We start from the raw sequence: 17,891 nt of genomic DNA, 5'->3' as shown, positions 1-17,891 counted from the left end.
CTTTCTTGTAGACAGGTTTTATGGACACTTTTTTTGACGATTGGCCGCTCTATGGTCAGGTTGCTCTAGTCCTCTTTTTGCTCGCTCTCTCTGGATTTTTTTCAATGACTGAAACGAGCATGCTGTCTTCGAATCGGCACCGCTTAAGGGCAATGGCTAATAATGGAAACTCAGGAGCCTTATTAGCCGAGAGGCTTTTAAAGCGAATTGATTCCTTGCTATCTGTTCTGCTGATTTCTAACAATCTCATTAATACGATCTTGCCGATTCTAGTAACCGGCATTGCATTACATCTTTTTGGGGATAGTGGATTTGTACTTTCAATTGCAACTCTCATAGTTGCTCTATTGATCATCATTTTTAGCGAAATTACCCCAAAAGTGATTGGGGCAGCGTTCCCGGAAAAGATTGCCTCGAATGTTGGTTGGTTAATTCTGCCTCTGACATATGTTCTCAAGCCCTTGCTATGGTTTATCAACAATTTTGTTTCTGGTCTGATGAGAGTATCCGGACTCCAGTCTTCTGCAGACAGTAGAACCATGAGTAAGGAAGAGTTGCGAAGCCTAGTCCTTGAGTCAAATCGCTTTGTTTCAACCCACCACCGTAATATTTTGTTAAATCTCTTTAACTTAGAGAATATTACTGTCGATGACGTCATGACCCCAAGATCCAAAATTGAGGTGTTAGATCTTGGCAGGCCTATTGACGAAGTAGTGCAACAACTAGAAACTTGCTATCACAATAAACTGCCTGTTTGCGATGGCGACTCAGAGCGCATTGTTGGTATTTTGTCGGTTAAAAAAGCGTTGTCCCTATTGGGCGATTCTGATTTAAAACATGAAGATTTTCGATCTTTATTGAACGACCCCTACTTCATTCCCAGCGGCACGCCTGTTTTACAGCAAATGCAATTTTTTCAAGATAATCAACAGCGTCTGAGCTTGGTCGTCAATGAATATGGTGAAGTACTAGGTTTAGTTACATTTGAAGATATTGTGGAAGAACTCATTGGCGAGTTCACCACATCTTTCTCTAACCTCTCAACCGATCCCCATTGGTTGGCTGATGGAACTTATCTAGCTGATGGAACTTATCTAGCGAGTGGAGGCGCTTCCTTGCGAGACCTCAACCGCCTTCTGAATTTAGAGCTCCCGCTAGAGGGTCCGCGCACCCTCAATGGCCTTATTCTTGAAAAACTGGAGGCCATTCCTGACCATGATGTCAGCCTCAAAATTGCTGGTATCGTCATGGAAATTGTTCAATTTGACGATCAAGGCGTAAAAACCGTCAAGCTCTACCGACCCACCCCTAGCAACAATCAAGATTGAGCAATCAACATGATGACTCTCTAATCATTCGCGCCTGGCATGAAATCGCAACAGATGCGCTTCGTGCTCGAGCAAGCGACATTCATATTGAAGCGGGCGCACAAGAGACAATAATTCGGATTCGGGTAGATGGTTGGTTGCAGGTTCTCTCAAAAATTTCAATTGAACTACACGAACGACTCATTACCAGAATCAAAGTATTAGCCCGCCTAGATATTGCTGAAAAGCGTATTCCACAAGACGGGCGCTTATGCATAGGCCATAATTTTTCAAATCCCAATATTGACTGTCGGGTTTCGATACTGCCCACACTTCACGGAGAAAAAGCAGTGATTCGAATACTACAAAGTCAAATAAAAGAATTAGCCTTAGACCAAACCGGTCTTTTACCTGAGCAGTTAGCGATTTTCCAAAATGCAATAGCTCAAACCAACGGACTTATCTTAGTAACCGGCCCGACAGGAAGTGGCAAAACACGTACTTTATATAGTTGCTTAAATGCACTCAATCAAAGCCATCGCAATTTATGCTCGATTGAAGATCCTATCGAAATTCGTTTACCAGGTGTTAATCAAGTGGCATATCACCCTCGTGCAGGTCTAGATTTTCCAGTCATCATTAGAGCGCTTCTACGGCAAGATCCAGATGTCATCATGATTGGAGAAATTCGAGACAGCCAAACTGCCAAGATAGCGATTCAAGCCGCACAGACAGGCCACCTAGTTCTCAGCACCCTCCATACTCGAAATGCAAGAGCGGCCACTTTCAGGATGCAAAGTTTGGGCATAGATCAAGATACTCTTCTCTCCTGCATGCGTTGTGTCAGCTCGCAACGCTTGATACGCAAAATCTGCCCTAGTTGCCAAAATCCATTCAACCGAGAACCTAGTAAGACTTGCATCAAATGCTCTGGCAGTGGTTTCTTTGGGCGAATAGGGGTACATGAAGTACTGAGCACAGCGCACCTAATTAATCCAACCTTTCCCAGCCTTGATCTTTATGAGGCCGGCTTACAGCACGTTCAAAAAGGATTGATTGATCAATCCTCTCTAGATGATGAGGTTGGCACATGGCATTAGATAAGCAAAGCCAACTAGACTTTGCTCAGCAGTTGCTCAACGTACTTGATGCTGGTCTTGCCCTATTCAATGCAATTGAACTAATTCAAGCTTCTGCACCAAAGAAATGGCAATGCTGGCTTGAGGAGATACAAAGCCACCTACGAAATGGTAATAGCTTTTCTCAAAGTCTAGCACTCACAAAGAATGGCTTTAGCCCTGAGTTTATTAATCTCATCCGCGTCAGTGAGCGCACTGGGGATATCAAACTTGCCTTACGGACCATCATTGCACAATTTGAAGCGCAGCTGGAATTAAGACACAAGCTACAGCAAGCACTGAGCTATCCCCTCATTACATTATTCAGCTCCTTAATACTGGTAGTAATCATGATGATTTGGGTAGTACCCGTTTTTAAGGATGTGTTTACTCAATTTCAAGCAGAGCTACCACTGCCGACAAAAGTCCTAATTCAAGTTTCATCAGCTATTAATCACTTTTTTATCGAAATAAGTTTATGTATTCTGAGCATTGCCGCCCTGCTCTTCTTGGCATGGTTTAAATCCGCAAACTTTCAAAAGAAATGTGATCTATGGTGCTTTCAAATCCCCATACTTGGTCAATTATTCCGCTTAGCAACTCTCACCTATTGGTGCCGAACCTTAGGGCATTTACTGGATTCAGGACTACCTTTGCCAGATGCTCTTCGAGTCACCGCACAATCATCAAACCACTGGCTCACTCACGACTGCAGTGCTGAAGTTTTTAAGCATTTAACCCGTGGGTGGCCTTTGGGTGAGGCTTTAAAAAAGCAGATCCTAAGCGTGTCCTATTTGATACAGAAACTTTACAATTACTTCATATCTCATCTGAGAGCGGTTTCTTGCCAAAAATGTTGAACAAGCGGGCTAACACGCTAGGATCTGAATTAAGCAATCGATTAAGTTAACTAAGCCAAACTCTGGAACCCCTTCTCATTATCACCGTCGGAATCATTATCGGTAGCATAGTAATCATCATGTATCTACCGATCTTTAATTTAGGACAGATTGTTTAATGCCTGGCCTAACAACTTTCTTTTACTGGTTTAATGAATCTGCGCTTTTTTAATGACTTAATATTTGCAACTGTCATTTTTGGACCATTTCTTACCTTTGCTGGCATTATTGAGCTGTTATGGCCTCATTTCATCAAAACACCGATTCAGATCAATCTGACCTTAACTCGCTTAAAGGCTTCATTCCACTGATTGGCTTAACTGGGGGCATTGGCTCAGGGAAGACGGCAGTAAGTGAGCTACTTGGTAAGCTTGGCGCCGGCATCGTCGACACCGACTTAATTGCTCACCAGATCACTGCGCCTAATGGGAGTGCGATTAAAGCGATTGAGCAAAAATTTGGCGCCGAATTTATTGATGCCACTGGGGCGCTCAATCGCAGCAAAATGCGCGCCCTTGTCTTCACAGACTCTGGAGCAAGAAAACAGCTAGAGGCAATTACCCATCCTTTAATCAGACAAGAGACCATCAAACTGGCAAAGGAACTAGACCAGAATGGCGTTCCCTACCTAGTTTTTGTCGTGCCTCTAATGATTGAATCTACCAGTTGGCACGGTGTGCCAGATCTTTTAGTGGTGGTTGACTGCCCTAAAGAACTTCAAATCCAAAGAGTAATGCAGCGCAGCAATTTAACCCGCGCTGAGGTAGAGAAAATTTTGCAGGCCCAAACCTCTCGGGAAGATCGCTTGAAACACGCAGATATAGTTCTCGAAAATCAAGGCAACTTGAAAGAATTAGAGGCCGATGTGGCCCAATTGCATCAAAAAATCCTACAGATTAAGAAAGATCAGCTCAGTTCGTCATAGAATATGGGCTTGTGATTGTTTACGAATACCCCTTCAACGAATTAGTTCGAAGCATGCTTCGACTGGAGTATTTGTTCGCCCGTTTCAATCATTTTGTTCGCTCAGATGATCCCGAACTTCATCACAATGCGATCTCTATTTTGTTTGATCTCGGAGATATTGGCGCCCGTGGTGATATCAAGTCTTTATTGTTAAAAGAATTTGAGCGTCAAAAATACGCATTGAATGGCCTAAAGTCATCTCAAAAAGTAGACCAGGAGGCACTCAGCCAAACTATGGCAGAAATTGATGTCGTTGCAAGCAACATCAATCGGTCTGCTGGTAGGCCAAATTTAGCCATTACCGAGAGTGAGTGGCTAAACGCCATTCGCACACGCTTGAATATTCCCGGCGGTACAAGTCCAATTGATTTACCAAGTTATCACGCCTGGAAAAATAGCCCGTCGTCTGAGCGCCGCAAATTATTAGAAAGTTTTGCTTCCCCGCTTTCGCCTTGGCAGGATGCGTGCCAATTATTCTTGCGCTTACTACGACAATCTGGTGAAGCAAAGGATGTGGTTGCTCACAATGGCTCTTTTCAACAAGCGCCCTCTGGAAAAGTCTACCAATTAATGCGCATTGCAATTGATGATGACACTCTGTTTTCTGAAATCAGTGCCAATAAATATCTTTTATCCGTTCGCTTTATGCAGTCAGACCGCGATAAAAAAGCTCAGCCTGTGAATAAAGATGTCGGCTTCAAGCTGACCCTCTGTCAGTTCTAAGCTAAAAGGGCTTTCAGCCTCTCGAGCATTGGCCAAGCGGCTGGCAATAAAGGCTGAACACTGGGCTTTTCTGCATTTAATGGCTCCCAAGAAAACGCCTGCCCCTCACAACCCCTTGGGGTACCATTCCAATCTCGAATAATGCTCACGTGTAAGCGCACATAAGCATGAGGGTAATCGTGCTCCAAGATTATCAGTTCTTGGCTGGACCGAATATCAATTCCCAGCTCTTCTTGAAGCTCACGCCGCAAAGCCTCAAACACAGATTCACCATTTTCAATCTTCCCGCCCGGCACTTCCCAGTATCCAGCGTAAGGCTTTCCTTCTGGCCTTTGACCCAAAAGAAAACAGCCATTTTTATCCAGCAAAATTCCAGCAGCCACCTCGGTAACAGGGCGAGTATTTTCAACCATACAAACAATGATTTAAGAGTGTGACCCTGCCCAGTGCTTAGCAAACTGCCAAGCAACGCGACCTGATCTTGAGCCTCGCTCCAATGCCCATACCAGAGCCTCGGGGCGTGCAGCATCAATTTGCGCAGCACTTAAACCAAAATGACTCAACCAGTGACCAACAATTGCAAGATACTCATCTTGCTTGGGTGGGTAAAAGGAAAGCCACAAACCAAAGCGCTCTGAAAGAGAAATTTTTTCTTCAACCACTTCACCAGGATGAATTTCTCCATCGTCACTGTGCACATAACCCTCGTTATCCTTCATATACTCAGGCAATAAATGACGACGATTTGAGGTGGCATAAATCAAAACATTATCAACTTGAGCTGAAACAGAGCCATCAAGCGCTGACTTCATGGCTTTATATCCTGATTCACCATCCTCAAAGGAGAGGTCATCACAGAAAATAATGAAACGTTCAGGGCGGTCCGCCAGTAGCTCAGTAATCTCGGCTAGATCCGCCAGATGTTCTTTTTCAACTTCTACCAAGCGTAAGCCTTGTCCAGCAAATTCCTGTAAGCATGCTTTAATCAAGGAAGACTTACCGGTCCCCCTGGCACCAGTGAGCAAAATATTATTGGCTGGCTTTTTTTTGAATGAAGTTTTTAGTATTGTCACGAATAGCATCACGCTGACGGTCAATATTTTGTAGATCTTCAAAAGTAATATCAGACACATGCTTGACAGGTTGCAAGAAACCAATGCTGCCAAAAATACTATCTCTACGACGCCATCTAAAGGCAGTCGATGATTTCCACTGCTCCTCAGTAAGTGGTTTGGGCAAGAAAGTCTCTAAATGCTCTAAAAGACGGTCTAATTTTTCATTCATTTCGGATTAATGCTTCAAGAGCGATAGTCTGCGTTAATGGAAACATAGTCATGAGAGAGATCACAAGTCCACATGGTCTGAGCAGCAGAGCCACGACCTAAATCAATCTTGACAGTAATCTCCGCCTCCTGCATCACTCTTTGACCATCTGCCTCTTGATAACTTGGGTTACGACCACCATCTTTAGCGACCCAAACATCCCCAAGCCACATTTGAACACGGTTGACATCTAAGTCAGCAATGCCAGCATAACCAATCGCCGCCAAAATTCGTCCTAAATTAGGATCGCTTGCAAAGAATGCTGTCTTTACTAATGGTGAATGCGCCACTGCTTTGGACACCAAGCGACACTCATCCGCCGTCTTTCCGCCAACCACTTCGATGGTCATGAACTTAGTAGCACCCTCACCATCACGCACAATCATTTGGGCCAGTTTTCGAGCTAACCCTACAAGTGCATCACGTACGATTACATAACTTGGATCACTAGCAGTTTGGATTTGAACGGACGATTGTCCAGTAGCCATGATGATGAACGAATCATTCGTTGAAGTATCGCCATCGATCGTGATTGCATTAAACGAGAGATCGGCCACTTCACGTGTGAGTTCAGTTAATAAGCCTGGAGCAAAACCAGCGTCGGTAGCAATAAAGCCCAACATGGTTGCCATATTTGGATGAATCATGCCGGCACCTTTGCAGATGCCAGTTATTACAACTGAACCGGCAGGCGTTTGCACTGTGATAGAGCTAGCCTTAGGCTGAGTATCGGTGGTCATGATTGCCTCAGCGGCATCGAACCAATGGTCAGCACCCAAATTTGCAACAGCCTTAGGTAGTGCTGCCACAATTTTCTCAATTGGCAATGGCTCCAAAATCACACCAGTAGAAAAAGGCAGGATTTGCTCAGGATTAATCTTCAGGTCTTTTGCTAAAGCAGCGCAGGTCTCAAGCGCATGCTTCATGCCTTGTTCTCCTGTGCCAGCATTTGCATTACCGGTATTGACGACCAAAGCTCGAATTTCTCCATGACGACCTGCTTGCGCTAAATGTTCTCGACATACTTGAACAGGTGCGGCACAAAAGCGATTTAAGGTAAATACACCTGCTACTTGAGATCCTGGGGCAAGAGTCATCACTAATACATCTTTACGATTTGCCTTTTTTATGCCGGCTTGCGCAATGCCCATCTCAAAACCTTTAACGGGTTTAAGCTCGGCTTTTTGGGGGAGAGGTAGATTAACTGTCATAGTTTGATTATTGTAGATGAGGCCTAAAAAAAATAAAGCGCACCTTGGGAAGACGCGCTTTACTCTGTTTGAGAAGTTCAAATTCTAAGCTTTTACTGGCAACTCCCTGATCCGTTTACCAGTAGCAGCCGCAATCGCGTTAGCTAAGGCAGGAGCTACCAAAGGCACCCCAACTTCCCCAAGACCACCCGGCTTTTCTTGACTGGCGATTAGATGAACCTCAATGGTTGGCACCTGATTCTGGCGCAAACTCGGGTAGTTATTAAAGTTCGTTTGCTGAACTCGGCCATTTTCAATCGTAATGGCATTACCCAGTGCAGCACTTAAACCATAAATCACTCCTCCCATGAGCTGAGCTCTAGCTTGATCTGGGTGGACTGTAATGCCACAGTCCGATACAAAGGTGATTTTCTTCACCTTGGTGTCGGGCGCCGAGGTGTCCAGCTCCAAAATACAGGCTGAGTAGGTGTCGTAACACTCCATCTGTGCCACACCAAAACGCTTACTACCCGATGTATATCCTGACTTCTTAACGGCAGTTTCTAATACCGCTTTTGCGCGAGGATGTTTACCTAATGCAGCTAAACGATAAGCAACCGGATCTTTACCTGCCGCTTTTGCAGCCTCATCCACAAAACTCTCAATTGCAAATGCATTTAGAGCATTGCTCACTGAACGCCAGTAACCAACCCGTAAGCCTGTATCAGTAATCACATTTGTGATTTCCATATTTGGAATGTCGTACGTGATGTTATTGGAGCCTTCCACCATGAAAGGATCAAAACCATCTTTTACGAAACCTGGGAAGGCCCGCGCTGTCACTGATTGAGAGACCATCTTGGCTTTCATACTAGCCAATTGACCCTTGGCATCTAAGACGCCATCCACCTGATGAATACTCATTGGACGGTAAAAGTCATGTGTAATGTCATCTTCTTTTGTCCAAAGCATTTTTACCGGCATACCTGCTGCTTTAGAAATTTCTGCGGCCTAGCGAATAAAGTCGAGCTCTAATTTGCGCCCGAATCCGCCACCCAAGAAGGTAGTTTCAATGGTGACGTCCTCTGGCTTAACCCCTGCAGCGGCCGCCGCAACAGCCTGACCACCTTGCTGGAACTGAATTGGTCCAATAATTCTGCATTTGCCATTGGATACATCAGCAGAGCAGTTGACCGGCTCCATAGTCGAATGGGCTAAATAAGGCAAGAAATATTGAGCGCTGATTGACTTACCATTTGACACATTGGCGCTGACATCGCCAATGGTCTTAATGACTGCTCCTTTTTTAGATAAGCCGTCTTCAAGTGATTTACGCACAACGGCATTATTTAAGGAAGCATTAGCCCCCTCGTTCCAAGTAATTTTGAGTGCATCACGACCCTTACGAGCAGCATAAAAATCTTTTGCAAGAACTGCAACACCATCAGAGATTTGTACTACCTTAAGCACGCCCGATACCTTCAGAGCTTCTGAGGCATCATAGGATGAAGGCGTTCCACCAATAACAGGGCACTGGGCCAAAGAAGCGATAGCCATTCCAGGAATCTTTACGTCTATTCCATAAACCGCCATAGCACTCACTTTGGCTGGAGTATCTAAGCGACGCATTGATTCTTTACCAATAACCATGAAATTGGTCGGAGACTTCAGAGCTGGCTTATCAGGTAAAGGCAGTTTTGCAGCGTCTGCAGCTAATTCACCATAGCTTGCATGGGTCACCTTGCCGTTCATCGCCTTACAATCTGCAACTGCTACATTCCAACGTTGAGCGGCAGCTTGCACCAACACAGCCCGCGTTGCCGCACCAGCAGTTCTGAGCTTATCGAATGCTTCGCGCACCGAAGTTGATCCACCGGTGATCTGTCCACCTAACATCGCGTTGATATATACCGGGGCAACACCAGCAATTTCCACCTGAATCATCGATAGTGGCAAATTCAATTCTTCCGCAAGCAATGCAGGCAAAGAAGTGTAAACATCTTGCCCCATTTCTGAGCGAGCACAGATTAAGGTAATTTCATTACTGGGCGTGATACGAATCCAGGCATTCGCAAGTGTAGGTTGTCTACTCGCAGAAGTCGCAGCATCGCTTGATAAAGGCAAGTACATTCCAACAACAAATGCACCCGTAAGCGCTGTGCTTTGTTGCAAAAACTGACGACGGCCTTGATTTTTTAAAGAATGATTTTTCATTTAATCTGCCCCTTAAGCCAATTTATCAGCAGCGCGCTTGACTGCTTTTTCTATACGGGAATATGTTCCACAGCGACAAATATTTCCACTCATGGCATTTTTAATGTCATCGCTACTTGGTTGCTTTTTCTTAGCCAATAAATCAGCGGCAGACATCATTTGCCCAGTTTGGCAATAGCCGCATTGAGGAACATCAAATTCAATCCAGGCATCTTGCAATGCCTTACCCACTTTTGCAGAGAGACCCTCTAAAGTGGTAACCGTTTTGCCTGATGCCGCAGATATTGGCGTTGAACAAGATCGAATCGCAGCGCCCTCAAGGTGAACAGTGCAAGCACCACATAGGCCTGCTCCACAGCCATGCTTTGGACTTGTCACATCTAAATGATCTCGTAATACCCAAAGAATCGGAGTTTCGGGATCGCCATCAAAGGTAATCGCTTTGCCATTGAGAGTAAATGAAACGGCCATGACGCCCCCTTAAAAAGTGAAAATTGAACGGATTGTGTACCCGCAAATCATGACAGATATGCCTACCTCCTGCTTACGAAAATGATTAGGGATTCCACCAAGAAAAATGGCCCAGAGTGATCTGGGCCATTCCAATACTGAGAATAAATTGATTCTGCTTTTAAGCCAATGCGCCGCAACAATTTTTATACTTCTTGCCACTACCGCAAGAACATGGGTCATTTCGACCAATTTTAGGACCAGTACGAACTGGTGCAGGTTGAATATCCATTGCAGCCCCACGATCCCCAGTTGAACCAGCAACCTCCATATCAGCATCGGCATGCTGATATTGCAAATCTTTTAGCTTAGCTAAATCTTCATTCATAGATTCAGAAGCGCGATCTAACTCACTTGCGCTACGAATCTGCACTGACATAATGCTTTTCACTACATCATTCTTGATAACATTCAATAGCTCGCCATAAAGCTCAAAGGCTTCACGACGATATTCTTGTTTTGGATCTTTTTGAGCATAGCCGCGCAAATGAATACCTTGACGTAGGTGATCTAACGCCGCCAAGTGCTCACGCCAATGGGTATCAATGCTATACAAAAGAACTGATCGCTCAAATCCAGCAAAAGATTCACGACCCGCTAACTCTACTTTTGCATCATAAGATTCTCTAGCGACTTGAAGGACACGGTCGATGATTTGAGCGTCTTCAATACTTGCAGAACCTTCTACCCAGTTGCGCAAATCAACGACAAGGCCCCACTCATTAGCCAGAACATTCTCCAAGCCAGCAAGATCCCACTGTTCTTCCATTGAATCTACAGGGACATAGAAAGAGCAGACTGTGCGAAGCACATCTTCACGTAAATTAGCAATCAAATCACCGATATCGACACTCTCGAGTACTTCATTTCTGAGGCGATAAGTCTCTTTACGCTGATCGTTTGCAACATCGTCATACTCTAATAATTGCTTACGAATATCAAAGTTACGACCCTCTACCTTGCGCTGTGCGGATTCAATGGAGCGGGTAACCATGCCTGCCTCAATAGGTTCGCCATCAGGCATCTTCAAGCGTTCCATCACTGCACGCAAACGGTCGCCTGCAAAAATACGTAACAGAGGGTCATCCAAGGATAAATAGAAGCGTGAGGAGCCAGGGTCGCCTTGGCGGCCCGAGCGACCTCTTAGCTGATTATCGATACGACGACTCTCATGGCGCTCTGTACCAATAATGTGTAAACCACCAGCCGCAAGCACTTGATCATGAATGCTTTGCCATTCATCTTGAAGTTGCTGAATCTTTGCAGCCTTTTCTGCATCAGATAAGGTCTCATCAACCTCAATTAAGGCAGATTGCTTACCTACATTACCCCCCAACACAATGTCAGTACCGCGACCAGCCATATTGGTTGCAATTGTTATCATCTTAGGACGACCCGCTTGCGCAATGATTTCGGCTTCGCGCGCGTGTTGCTTAGCATTTAACACTTGATGGGGTAATTTGCGCTTATCTAGCAAACCAGAAATTAATTCTGAGTTTTCAATCGACGTAGTACCCACCAATACAGGCTGACCACGCTGGTAGCAATCTTCAATATCTTTAATTACTGCGTCATAGCGTTCGCGTGAAGACTTGTAAATTTGATCCTGCTTATCTATACGCTGGCTAATACGATTTGGTGGAATAACTACCGTCTCTAGGTTGTAGATTTCCTTGAATTCATAGGCTTCAGTATCCGCAGTACCAGTCATACCGGCTAACTTGCCATACATGCGGAAGTAATTCTGGAATGTAATAGTGGCTAATGTTTGATTCTCGTTTTGAATCGGCACACCCTCTTTGGCCTCTACTGCTTGATGCAAACCATCAGACCAGCGACGACCCTGCATTAGGCGGCCAGTAAACTCATCCACAATGATGACTTCATTGTTCTGCACAACATATTGCTGATCACGGTTGTACAAAGTATGGGCACGCAGAGCGGCGTACACATGGTGCATTAAGGTAATGTTTTGTGGAGCATAAAGCGAATCCCCATCATTTAATGTGCCAATTTTCACTAAAACTTCTTCAGCCTTGTCGTGGCCGCGCTCAGTTAAATATACTTGTTGAGATTTCTCATCAACCCAATAGTCGCCTGGCTTCTCAACGCCAGTGCCATCCGCTTTTTCCTCACCAATTTGACGCTCAAGATAAGCAGGCAAGGCATTAATTTTGATGTAAAGATCTGTGTGATCATCAGCTTGACCAGAAATGATCAAAGGCGTACGTGCCTCATCAATCAAAATAGAGTCAACTTCATCGACGATTGCATAAGCTAAACCACGCTGAACACGTTGGCCTAAATCTTGGACCATGTTGTCACGCAAGTAGTCAAACCCAAATTCATTATTAGTGCCGTAAGTAATATCAGCCGCATAGGCAGCTTGTTTGGTAGCATGATCCATCTGCGAGAGATTGACACCAACCTGCATTCCCAAAAAGTTATACAGCTTGGTCATCCATTCAGCATCACGCTGCGCCAAGTAATCGTTGACGGTAACCACATGGACACCTTTGCCCGTCAAGGCATTTAGGTAAACAGGAAGGGTAGCAGTTAAAGTTTTTCCTTCGCCCGTTCCCATCTCAGCAATCTTGCCTTGATGTAAGGCGAGACCACCGATGAGCTGTGCATCAAAGTGACGCATTTTCATAACCCGCACGCTAGCCTCGCGCACCACCGCAAATGCCTCAGGAGCGATATCATCCAATGACTCGCCAGATGCAAGTCGCGACTTAAACTCTGCAGTCTTGGCTGCAAGTGCGGCATCATCCAAAGACTGCAGGCTTGGCTCGAAAGCGGCAACCTTAGCAACAACTTTGCGATACTGTTTCAAGAGGCGGTCGTTACGACTGCCGACCAGGGTTTTAAGAAGACCGATTACCATGGGATATTGAAGAAAATTAAGTCCTTGAGTTTATCACTCGCAACCTTTTTTATGAACTTCTCCCTTAAACCCACCCGCAAGCAAACAGCCCATGATTGGCTTGATTACCTGCGGGAATCCAATGGTCTAGGCAGTATCTTGGCTAAAACCGAGGATCTAGCCAAACTGAAAGTTTCACTCGGCAAAGCCCTAGATAAGTTAGGTTTAGACCAGATTCAATCCAAAATTGAGGTTGGATGGCAGGCTGGCGGGAAAGAAGAGCTATTTCTGCTCGTGAGTAACGCCAGTATGGCTGCACGTTTACAACAAATTTTACCTAGTTTAATCAATGAGTTAGGGATTTTGGGGGTACGGTGCACTGCCATTAAAGTCAAAATAAGGCCCGCGCCATCACAGTGGGAAATCAAGCCGCGGTCAGGCGATAAAAAATTGGATACGCCAAAGGGTTTTAACGAAATCGCAAAAAAATCTTGGGAAGACTTGCTCGGCAAGCTCGCTCCGGACTCCGAACTTCGCAAGACCGTTGAACGGCTACTCCAAAATAACTCAAAATAGGCCAAAAGCCTCAAAAAAATAAGGGTTGGTTTTCCTGTGAATACGCCTCAGGGGCTTTATTTTCAGCAAAAGAGCTGATTTCGTAAGTGCTTGGATCCTCTAAAAGCTTGCGTAAGAGCGCATTATTTAGGGCATGACCTGACTTATGAGCGACATATGCCCCAACAATCGGATGACCAACTAAAAAGAGATCTCCAATCGCATCCAAAATTTTATGGCGCACAAATTCATCTTCATAACGTAATTCTTCGTTATTGAGAATTCGGTGCTCATCCAAAACAATTGCATTATCCAGACTACCGCCGCGCGCTAAACCCATCTCGCGTAATGCTTCTACTTCATGAGCAAAGCCAAAGGTGCGAGCACGACCAATTTCACTACGATAGGTATGTTCTGCAAAATCCACTACAAAGCGTTGACCCGTTTTATCAACAGCCGGATGTTTAAAGTCGATTGTGAAATCCAGCTTAAAACTAAAAAATGGCTCAAGACGGGCAAGCTTATCGCCATCACGCACTTCTACTGGTTTTTTAATGACTACAAACTGTCGAGGAGCGTCTTGTTCTACGATGCCAGCCGATTCAATTAAGAATAAAAATGAAGCGGCGCTTCCATCCATGATGGGCACCTCTTCACCGTCCAACTCAATCAATAAATTATCTAGACCCAGGCCAGCACAAGCAGAGAGTAGATGCTCTACTGTAGAAACTCGAACGCCATCTTTTTGAATAACAGAAGCTAAGCGGGTATCACATACTGCCAAAGCGGTTGCTGGCACAACTGATTGCTCTGGCGTATCCACTCGCACAAACTGAACCCCAGAGTTAATGGGGGCAGGTTTGATAGAGATAGTCACCTTGCGACCCGAATGCAAACCAATCCCCACGGTTTTAACCGGGGTGGCAATCGTTCTTTGCTTCATCATGATGACTTCTCTAACTTCAGGAAAATGAATAAATAGGAGTTAGAGCTTCTTCAAAATAGAAGCGGCGTCACTCACTTCAAATTTTCCAGGAGCTTCACGATCTAAAGATTTGACTACGCCATCTTCAACAATCATGGCATAACGATCTGAACGCACACCAAATCCTCGACCAGTGAGATCTAACTCTAAGCCAACTTTTTTGGTGAACTCAGCACTGCCATCACCAAGCATACGGATTTTCTTACCAACCTTTTGATCACGCCCCCAGGCACCCATTACAAATGGGTCATTTACGGAAATACACCAGATCTCGTCAACACCCTTTGCTTTAATCGCATCGTAGTGCTCAACGTATCCTGGTACATGTTTAGCGGAACAGGTTGGAGTAAATGCTCCAGGCAAAGCAAAGATCACGATTTTTTTTCCAGCCGCAAGCTTTTCAACCTCAAAGGCATTTGGTCCTAAAGCGCAACCCTCAGTTTCTTCATTAAAGAATTCATACAGGGTAGCGTTTGGTAATTTTTGTCCGACAGCGATCATGGCGTCTCCAATAAGTCATTGTTAGTAATTATGCCAACGCAAGCGCGGGATTCGTCGTCCGGAGGGGCGCCGCGCTGGCATTTAGCAATCACCTATTGTATTGAGCAGTCAATTAGTCTGCTTGCTTACGCAAAAAAGCTGGGATTTCGTAGTAATCAGCCCCTTTATCAAGCAAGGTTTTTGCTTGAGGAGAACTATCCGCACCTAAAGTAGGCGCAGAAGTCGCTTCACGAGAGCTACGAAAAACACGTGGCAAGTCATATTGACTGTAATCAACGCCACCAGCTGCTGATTGAGCAGTGGTCGCAAGCGTACTAGCAGAACCTGTCAAGGCCATGCCAGCACTAGTGCTTAAGGCAGAATCTAAATTGACTTTGCTTATAGCAGCAGATGCACTGGCAGGAGCAAAGCTATTGAGATCAGCCATCGTTGGCATTGCATCATGCGTACCAGTAGCCTGTCTCCAAACAACTTCTGGTTGATGGTTTTGACGTGCTTGCGGATTGTTCAAACCTGTTGCCACTACTGTCACGCGCAAGGCATCACCCAAGCTCTCGTCATACACAGTACCAAAAATTACCGTTGCATCATCTGCAGCATAACCACGAATTGCTGCCATTACCTCACGAGTTTCAGACAACTTCAATGAACGACTAGCAGTGATATTGACGAGTACACCACGCGCACCTGATAAATCTACACCCTCTAAAAGCGGAGATGCAACAGCAGCCTCAGCTGCTAAGCGAGCACGATCCATACCGGAAACAGTCGCTGTCCCCATCATGGCTTTACCTTGCTCACCCATTACAGTCTTCACATCTTCAAAGTCTACGTTGATCAAACCTTGCACATTGATGATTTCTGCAATGCCTGAAACCGCGTTATGCAATACATCATCAGCGCAAGCAAACGCTTTATCAAACTCGGCATCTTCACCCATGACTTCAAATAGCTTTTCATTGAGAACCACGATCAATGAATCCACATAAGACTCGAGCTCAGCTGCGCCATTCTCAGCAACCTTCAGTCGCTTCACACCCTCAAAGTCAAATGGCTTGCTGATAACGCCAACAGTCAAAATACCCATCTCTTTTGCCACCTGAGCAACGATTGGCGCCGCTCCAGTACCAGTACCACCACCCATGCCAGCAGTGATGAATACCATGTGTGCTCCTTGCAATACATCAGCAATACGGGCGCGCGCCTCTTCAGCTGAAGCCGCACCGATTTCTGGTTTAGCGCCAGCACCCAATCCGCTAGAACCCAGTTGCAAATTCACAGATGCCTCTGAACGCTGTAACGCGCCAGCATCGGTGTTCATGCAAATGAACTCTACGCCGTTAACTCCACGACGGATCATGTGTTGGACCGCATTACCACCAGCCCCACCGACTCCAACCACTTTAATAATGGTTTTACCGGCTGTTTCCTGATCTAACATTTCAAATTCCATATACCCTCCTAGGTAAAAAACTTACTACATTGACGACGACGAAAAACTTAAAAATTTCCTGCAAACCATTCCTTCATGCGTGAGATAACACCTTGCAACGCGCCTGATTGGGAAACTCGACGACCACGCAATAACTGTGCTTGACCCTCCATTAGCAAACCAATACTGGTGGCAAATCGAGGACTACGTAACACCTCATGTAAATGTCCACGATATTCAGGGGTGCCAATACGAGCTGGACGTAAAAATACTTGTTCCGCCAACTCAACCATCCCCGGCATTAAGGAGGTGCCACCAGTCAGCACAATTCCAGAAGAGACCATGTCCTCATAACCTGAGTCTCGAACCACACCTCTGACTAGAGTAAATAGCTCTTCTACACGCGGCTCAATTACGGCAGCCAATGCCTGCTTAGACATTGGACGCGGATCGCGATCACCAACGCCTGGCACATCGATCATCGCCGCTGGATCGGCCATTTCTTGACGAGCAATACCATGAGCAATTTTTAAATCCTCTGCATCAATAGTTGGGGTACGCAATGCCATTGCTATGTCATTGGTGATTTGATCTCCGGCAATTGGAATCACCGCAGTATGACGAATAGAACCCTGGCAATAGATTGCAATATCAGTGGTACCGCCACCAATATCAACCAAAACCACGCCAAGCTCTTTTTCATCTTCAGTTAGCACCGCTAGGCTAGAAGCCAAAGGCTGTAATATCAAATCATTGACTTCAAGTCCGCAACGACGAACACACTTAACAATATTTTGTGCCGCGCTCACTGCACCCGTGACAATATGAACTTTCACTTCTAAACGTAAACCGCTCATACCAATCGGCTCACGCACATCCTCTTGGCCGTCAATAATGAATTCTTGAACCAGAATGTGGAGAATTTGTTGATCTGTCGGAATGTTGATTGCTTTGGCAGTCTCTAGCACCCGCTCAACATCGCCAGCACTGACTTCTTTGTCCCGAATCGCAACCATGCCGCTAGAGTTAAAACTCACAATGTGGTTGCCAGCAATACCTGTAAAGACTTGAACAATCTGACGATCTGCCATGATCTCAGCCTCTTCCAATGCCTTTTGAATTGACTGAACGGTAGCTTCAATATTGACTACGACCCCTTTTTTTAAACCTTTTGAGGCTGTTTGACCAACACCGACAACATTAAACTGACCGTCCGGCGCCAATTCAGCAACCAAGGCAACCACCTTAGAGGTTCCAATATCTAAGCCGACTAACAAGTCGCGATTATCTTTACTCATTCAC

General features: G+C 45.3%; 15 protein-coding genes and 2 pseudogenes. 6 read left to right on the top strand and 11 right to left on the bottom strand.

All coding sequences use genetic code 11. The features are described 5' to 3' along the window. Window positions 1-20 precede the first annotated feature (20 nt). The 5 genes from DXE33_RS08865 to zapD all read left to right on the top strand — a co-directional run bounded on the left by DXE33_RS08865 (window position 21) and on the right by zapD (window position 5,013). Window positions 21-1,328 (top strand): HlyC/CorC family transporter, encoded by a 1,308-nt coding sequence (locus DXE33_RS08865; protein WP_114639545.1) that lies wholly within the window; start codon window positions 21-23, stop codon window positions 1,326-1,328. After that, window positions 1,325-2,407: a GspE/PulE family protein gene (locus DXE33_RS08860; protein ID WP_114639544.1), complete on the top strand. Its 1,083-nt coding sequence runs from the start codon at window positions 1,325-1,327 to the stop codon at window positions 2,405-2,407. Before DXE33_RS08865 ends, DXE33_RS08860 begins: the two co-directional genes overlap by 4 nt. Then, a complete protein-coding gene (locus DXE33_RS08855) occupies window positions 2,398-3,285 on the top strand; it encodes a type II secretion system F family protein (protein ID WP_231970455.1) in 888 nt (295 codons plus the stop codon). Before DXE33_RS08860 ends, DXE33_RS08855 begins: the two co-directional genes overlap by 10 nt. 277 nt (window positions 3,286-3,562) lie before the next feature. Further along, window positions 3,563-4,249, top strand: a complete 687-nt coding sequence (gene coaE, locus DXE33_RS08850; protein WP_114639543.1) for a dephospho-CoA kinase — start codon at window positions 3,563-3,565, stop codon at window positions 4,247-4,249. An 11-nt stretch (window positions 4,250-4,260) separates the two neighbouring features. Further along, window positions 4,261-5,013 carry a cell division protein ZapD gene (zapD, locus tag DXE33_RS08845; RefSeq protein WP_114639542.1) on the top strand — a complete coding sequence of 251 codons (753 nt, stop codon included), beginning with the start codon at window positions 4,261-4,263 and terminating at the stop codon, window positions 5,011-5,013. On the opposite strand, the gene DXE33_RS08840 is transcribed toward zapD, so the two are convergent. The 7 genes and pseudogenes from DXE33_RS08840 to secA form a co-directional block, all read right to left on the bottom strand. Continuing rightward, window positions 5,010-5,426 (bottom strand): NUDIX domain-containing protein, encoded by a 417-nt coding sequence (locus DXE33_RS08840; RefSeq protein ID WP_114639541.1) that lies wholly within the window; start codon window positions 5,424-5,426, stop codon window positions 5,010-5,012. The two genes, zapD and DXE33_RS08840, sit on opposite strands and share 4 nt — an antisense overlap. Window positions 5,427-5,438: 12 nt before the next feature. Continuing rightward, window positions 5,439-6,297, bottom strand: a pseudogene (locus DXE33_RS08835) (ATP-binding protein). Between the two features lie 14 nt (window positions 6,298-6,311). Further along, a complete protein-coding gene (argJ, locus tag DXE33_RS08830) occupies window positions 6,312-7,547 on the bottom strand; it encodes a bifunctional glutamate N-acetyltransferase/amino-acid acetyltransferase ArgJ (RefSeq protein WP_114639540.1) in 1,236 nt (411 codons plus the stop codon). An 84-nt stretch (window positions 7,548-7,631) separates the two neighbouring features. Further along, window positions 7,632-8,030 (bottom strand): molybdopterin cofactor-binding domain-containing protein, encoded by a 399-nt coding sequence (locus DXE33_RS10265; protein ID WP_231970499.1) that lies wholly within the window; start codon window positions 8,028-8,030, stop codon window positions 7,632-7,634. Between the two features lie 111 nt (window positions 8,031-8,141). Then, window positions 8,142-9,656 (bottom strand): annotated as a pseudogene (locus tag DXE33_RS08825) (molybdopterin cofactor-binding domain-containing protein); the annotation flags it as partial. A 96-nt stretch (window positions 9,657-9,752) separates the two neighbouring features. Further along, the gene (locus DXE33_RS08820; RefSeq protein WP_114639539.1) at window positions 9,753-10,211 is read right to left on the bottom strand and encodes a (2Fe-2S)-binding protein; all 459 of its coding nucleotides are present in this window, start codon (window positions 10,209-10,211) and stop codon (window positions 9,753-9,755) included. A 160-nt stretch (window positions 10,212-10,371) separates the two neighbouring features. Then, window positions 10,372-13,137 carry a preprotein translocase subunit SecA gene (gene secA / locus DXE33_RS08815; protein WP_114639538.1) on the bottom strand — a complete coding sequence of 922 codons (2,766 nt, stop codon included), beginning with the start codon at window positions 13,135-13,137 and terminating at the stop codon, window positions 10,372-10,374. 51 nt (window positions 13,138-13,188) lie between these two features. Between secA and DXE33_RS08810 the strand changes: the two genes are divergently transcribed. Further along, window positions 13,189-13,692, top strand: a complete 504-nt coding sequence (locus DXE33_RS08810; RefSeq protein ID WP_114639537.1) for a hypothetical protein — start codon at window positions 13,189-13,191, stop codon at window positions 13,690-13,692. A 10-nt stretch (window positions 13,693-13,702) separates the two neighbouring features. On the opposite strand, the gene lpxC is transcribed toward DXE33_RS08810, so the two are convergent. The 4 genes from lpxC to ftsA form a co-directional block, all read right to left on the bottom strand. After that, window positions 13,703-14,617 (bottom strand): UDP-3-O-acyl-N-acetylglucosamine deacetylase, encoded by a 915-nt coding sequence (gene lpxC, locus DXE33_RS08805; RefSeq protein ID WP_114639536.1) that lies wholly within the window; start codon window positions 14,615-14,617, stop codon window positions 13,703-13,705. A gap of 39 nt (window positions 14,618-14,656) precedes the next feature. Continuing rightward, complete coding sequence (locus tag DXE33_RS08800) at window positions 14,657-15,157, bottom strand: peroxiredoxin (protein WP_114639535.1); 501 nt, start codon at window positions 15,155-15,157, stop codon at window positions 14,657-14,659. Between the two features lie 112 nt (window positions 15,158-15,269). Next, window positions 15,270-16,610, bottom strand: a complete 1,341-nt coding sequence (gene ftsZ, locus DXE33_RS08795; protein WP_114639534.1) for a cell division protein FtsZ — start codon at window positions 16,608-16,610, stop codon at window positions 15,270-15,272. Window positions 16,611-16,657: 47 nt separating this feature from the next. Then, on the bottom strand, window positions 16,658-17,887 hold the full coding sequence (gene ftsA / locus DXE33_RS08790) for a cell division protein FtsA (protein WP_114639533.1): 1,230 nt from the start codon (window positions 17,885-17,887) through the stop codon (window positions 16,658-16,660). Window positions 17,888-17,891: the final 4 nt, after the last annotated feature.

It is taken from the genome of Polynucleobacter necessarius (assembly GCF_900096765.1).
Lineage (GTDB): Bacteria > Pseudomonadota > Gammaproteobacteria > Burkholderiales > Burkholderiaceae > Polynucleobacter > Polynucleobacter necessarius_F.
The sequence above is the reverse complement of the archived record's forward strand: the minus strand, read 5'-3'. Positions and strand labels throughout refer to the sequence as shown.

Bases quoted from the DNA above. Each gene is read 5' to 3' on its own strand.
- lpxC (WP_114639536.1), bottom strand. From the start codon at position 14,617: ATGATGAAGCAAAGAACGATTGCCACCCCGGTTAAAACCGTGGGGATT.
- ftsZ (WP_114639534.1), bottom strand. From the start codon at position 16,610: ATGGAATTTGAAATGTTAGATCAGGAAACAGCCGGTAAAACCATTATT.
- coaE (WP_114639543.1), top strand. From the start codon at position 3,563: ATGGCCTCATTTCATCAAAACACCGATTCAGATCAATCTGACCTTAAC.
- DXE33_RS08800 (WP_114639535.1), bottom strand. From the start codon at position 15,157: ATGATCGCTGTCGGACAAAAATTACCAAACGCTACCCTGTATGAATTC.
- DXE33_RS08865 (WP_114639545.1), top strand. From the start codon at position 21: ATGGACACTTTTTTTGACGATTGGCCGCTCTATGGTCAGGTTGCTCTA.
- secA (WP_114639538.1), bottom strand. From the start codon at position 13,137: ATGGTAATCGGTCTTCTTAAAACCCTGGTCGGCAGTCGTAACGACCGC.
- argJ (WP_114639540.1), bottom strand. From the start codon at position 7,547: ATGACAGTTAATCTACCTCTCCCCCAAAAAGCCGAGCTTAAACCCGTT.
- DXE33_RS08840 (WP_114639541.1), bottom strand. From the start codon at position 5,426: ATGGTTGAAAATACTCGCCCTGTTACCGAGGTGGCTGCTGGAATTTTG.
- DXE33_RS10265 (WP_231970499.1), bottom strand. From the start codon at position 8,030: ATGGAGTGTTACGACACCTACTCAGCCTGTATTTTGGAGCTGGACACC.
- DXE33_RS08810 (WP_114639537.1), top strand. From the start codon at position 13,189: ATGAACTTCTCCCTTAAACCCACCCGCAAGCAAACAGCCCATGATTGG.
- DXE33_RS08820 (WP_114639539.1), bottom strand. From the start codon at position 10,211: ATGGCCGTTTCATTTACTCTCAATGGCAAAGCGATTACCTTTGATGGC.
- ftsA (WP_114639533.1), bottom strand. From the start codon at position 17,887: ATGAGTAAAGATAATCGCGACTTGTTAGTCGGCTTAGATATTGGAACC.
- DXE33_RS08855 (WP_231970455.1), top strand. From the start codon at position 2,398: ATGGCATTAGATAAGCAAAGCCAACTAGACTTTGCTCAGCAGTTGCTC.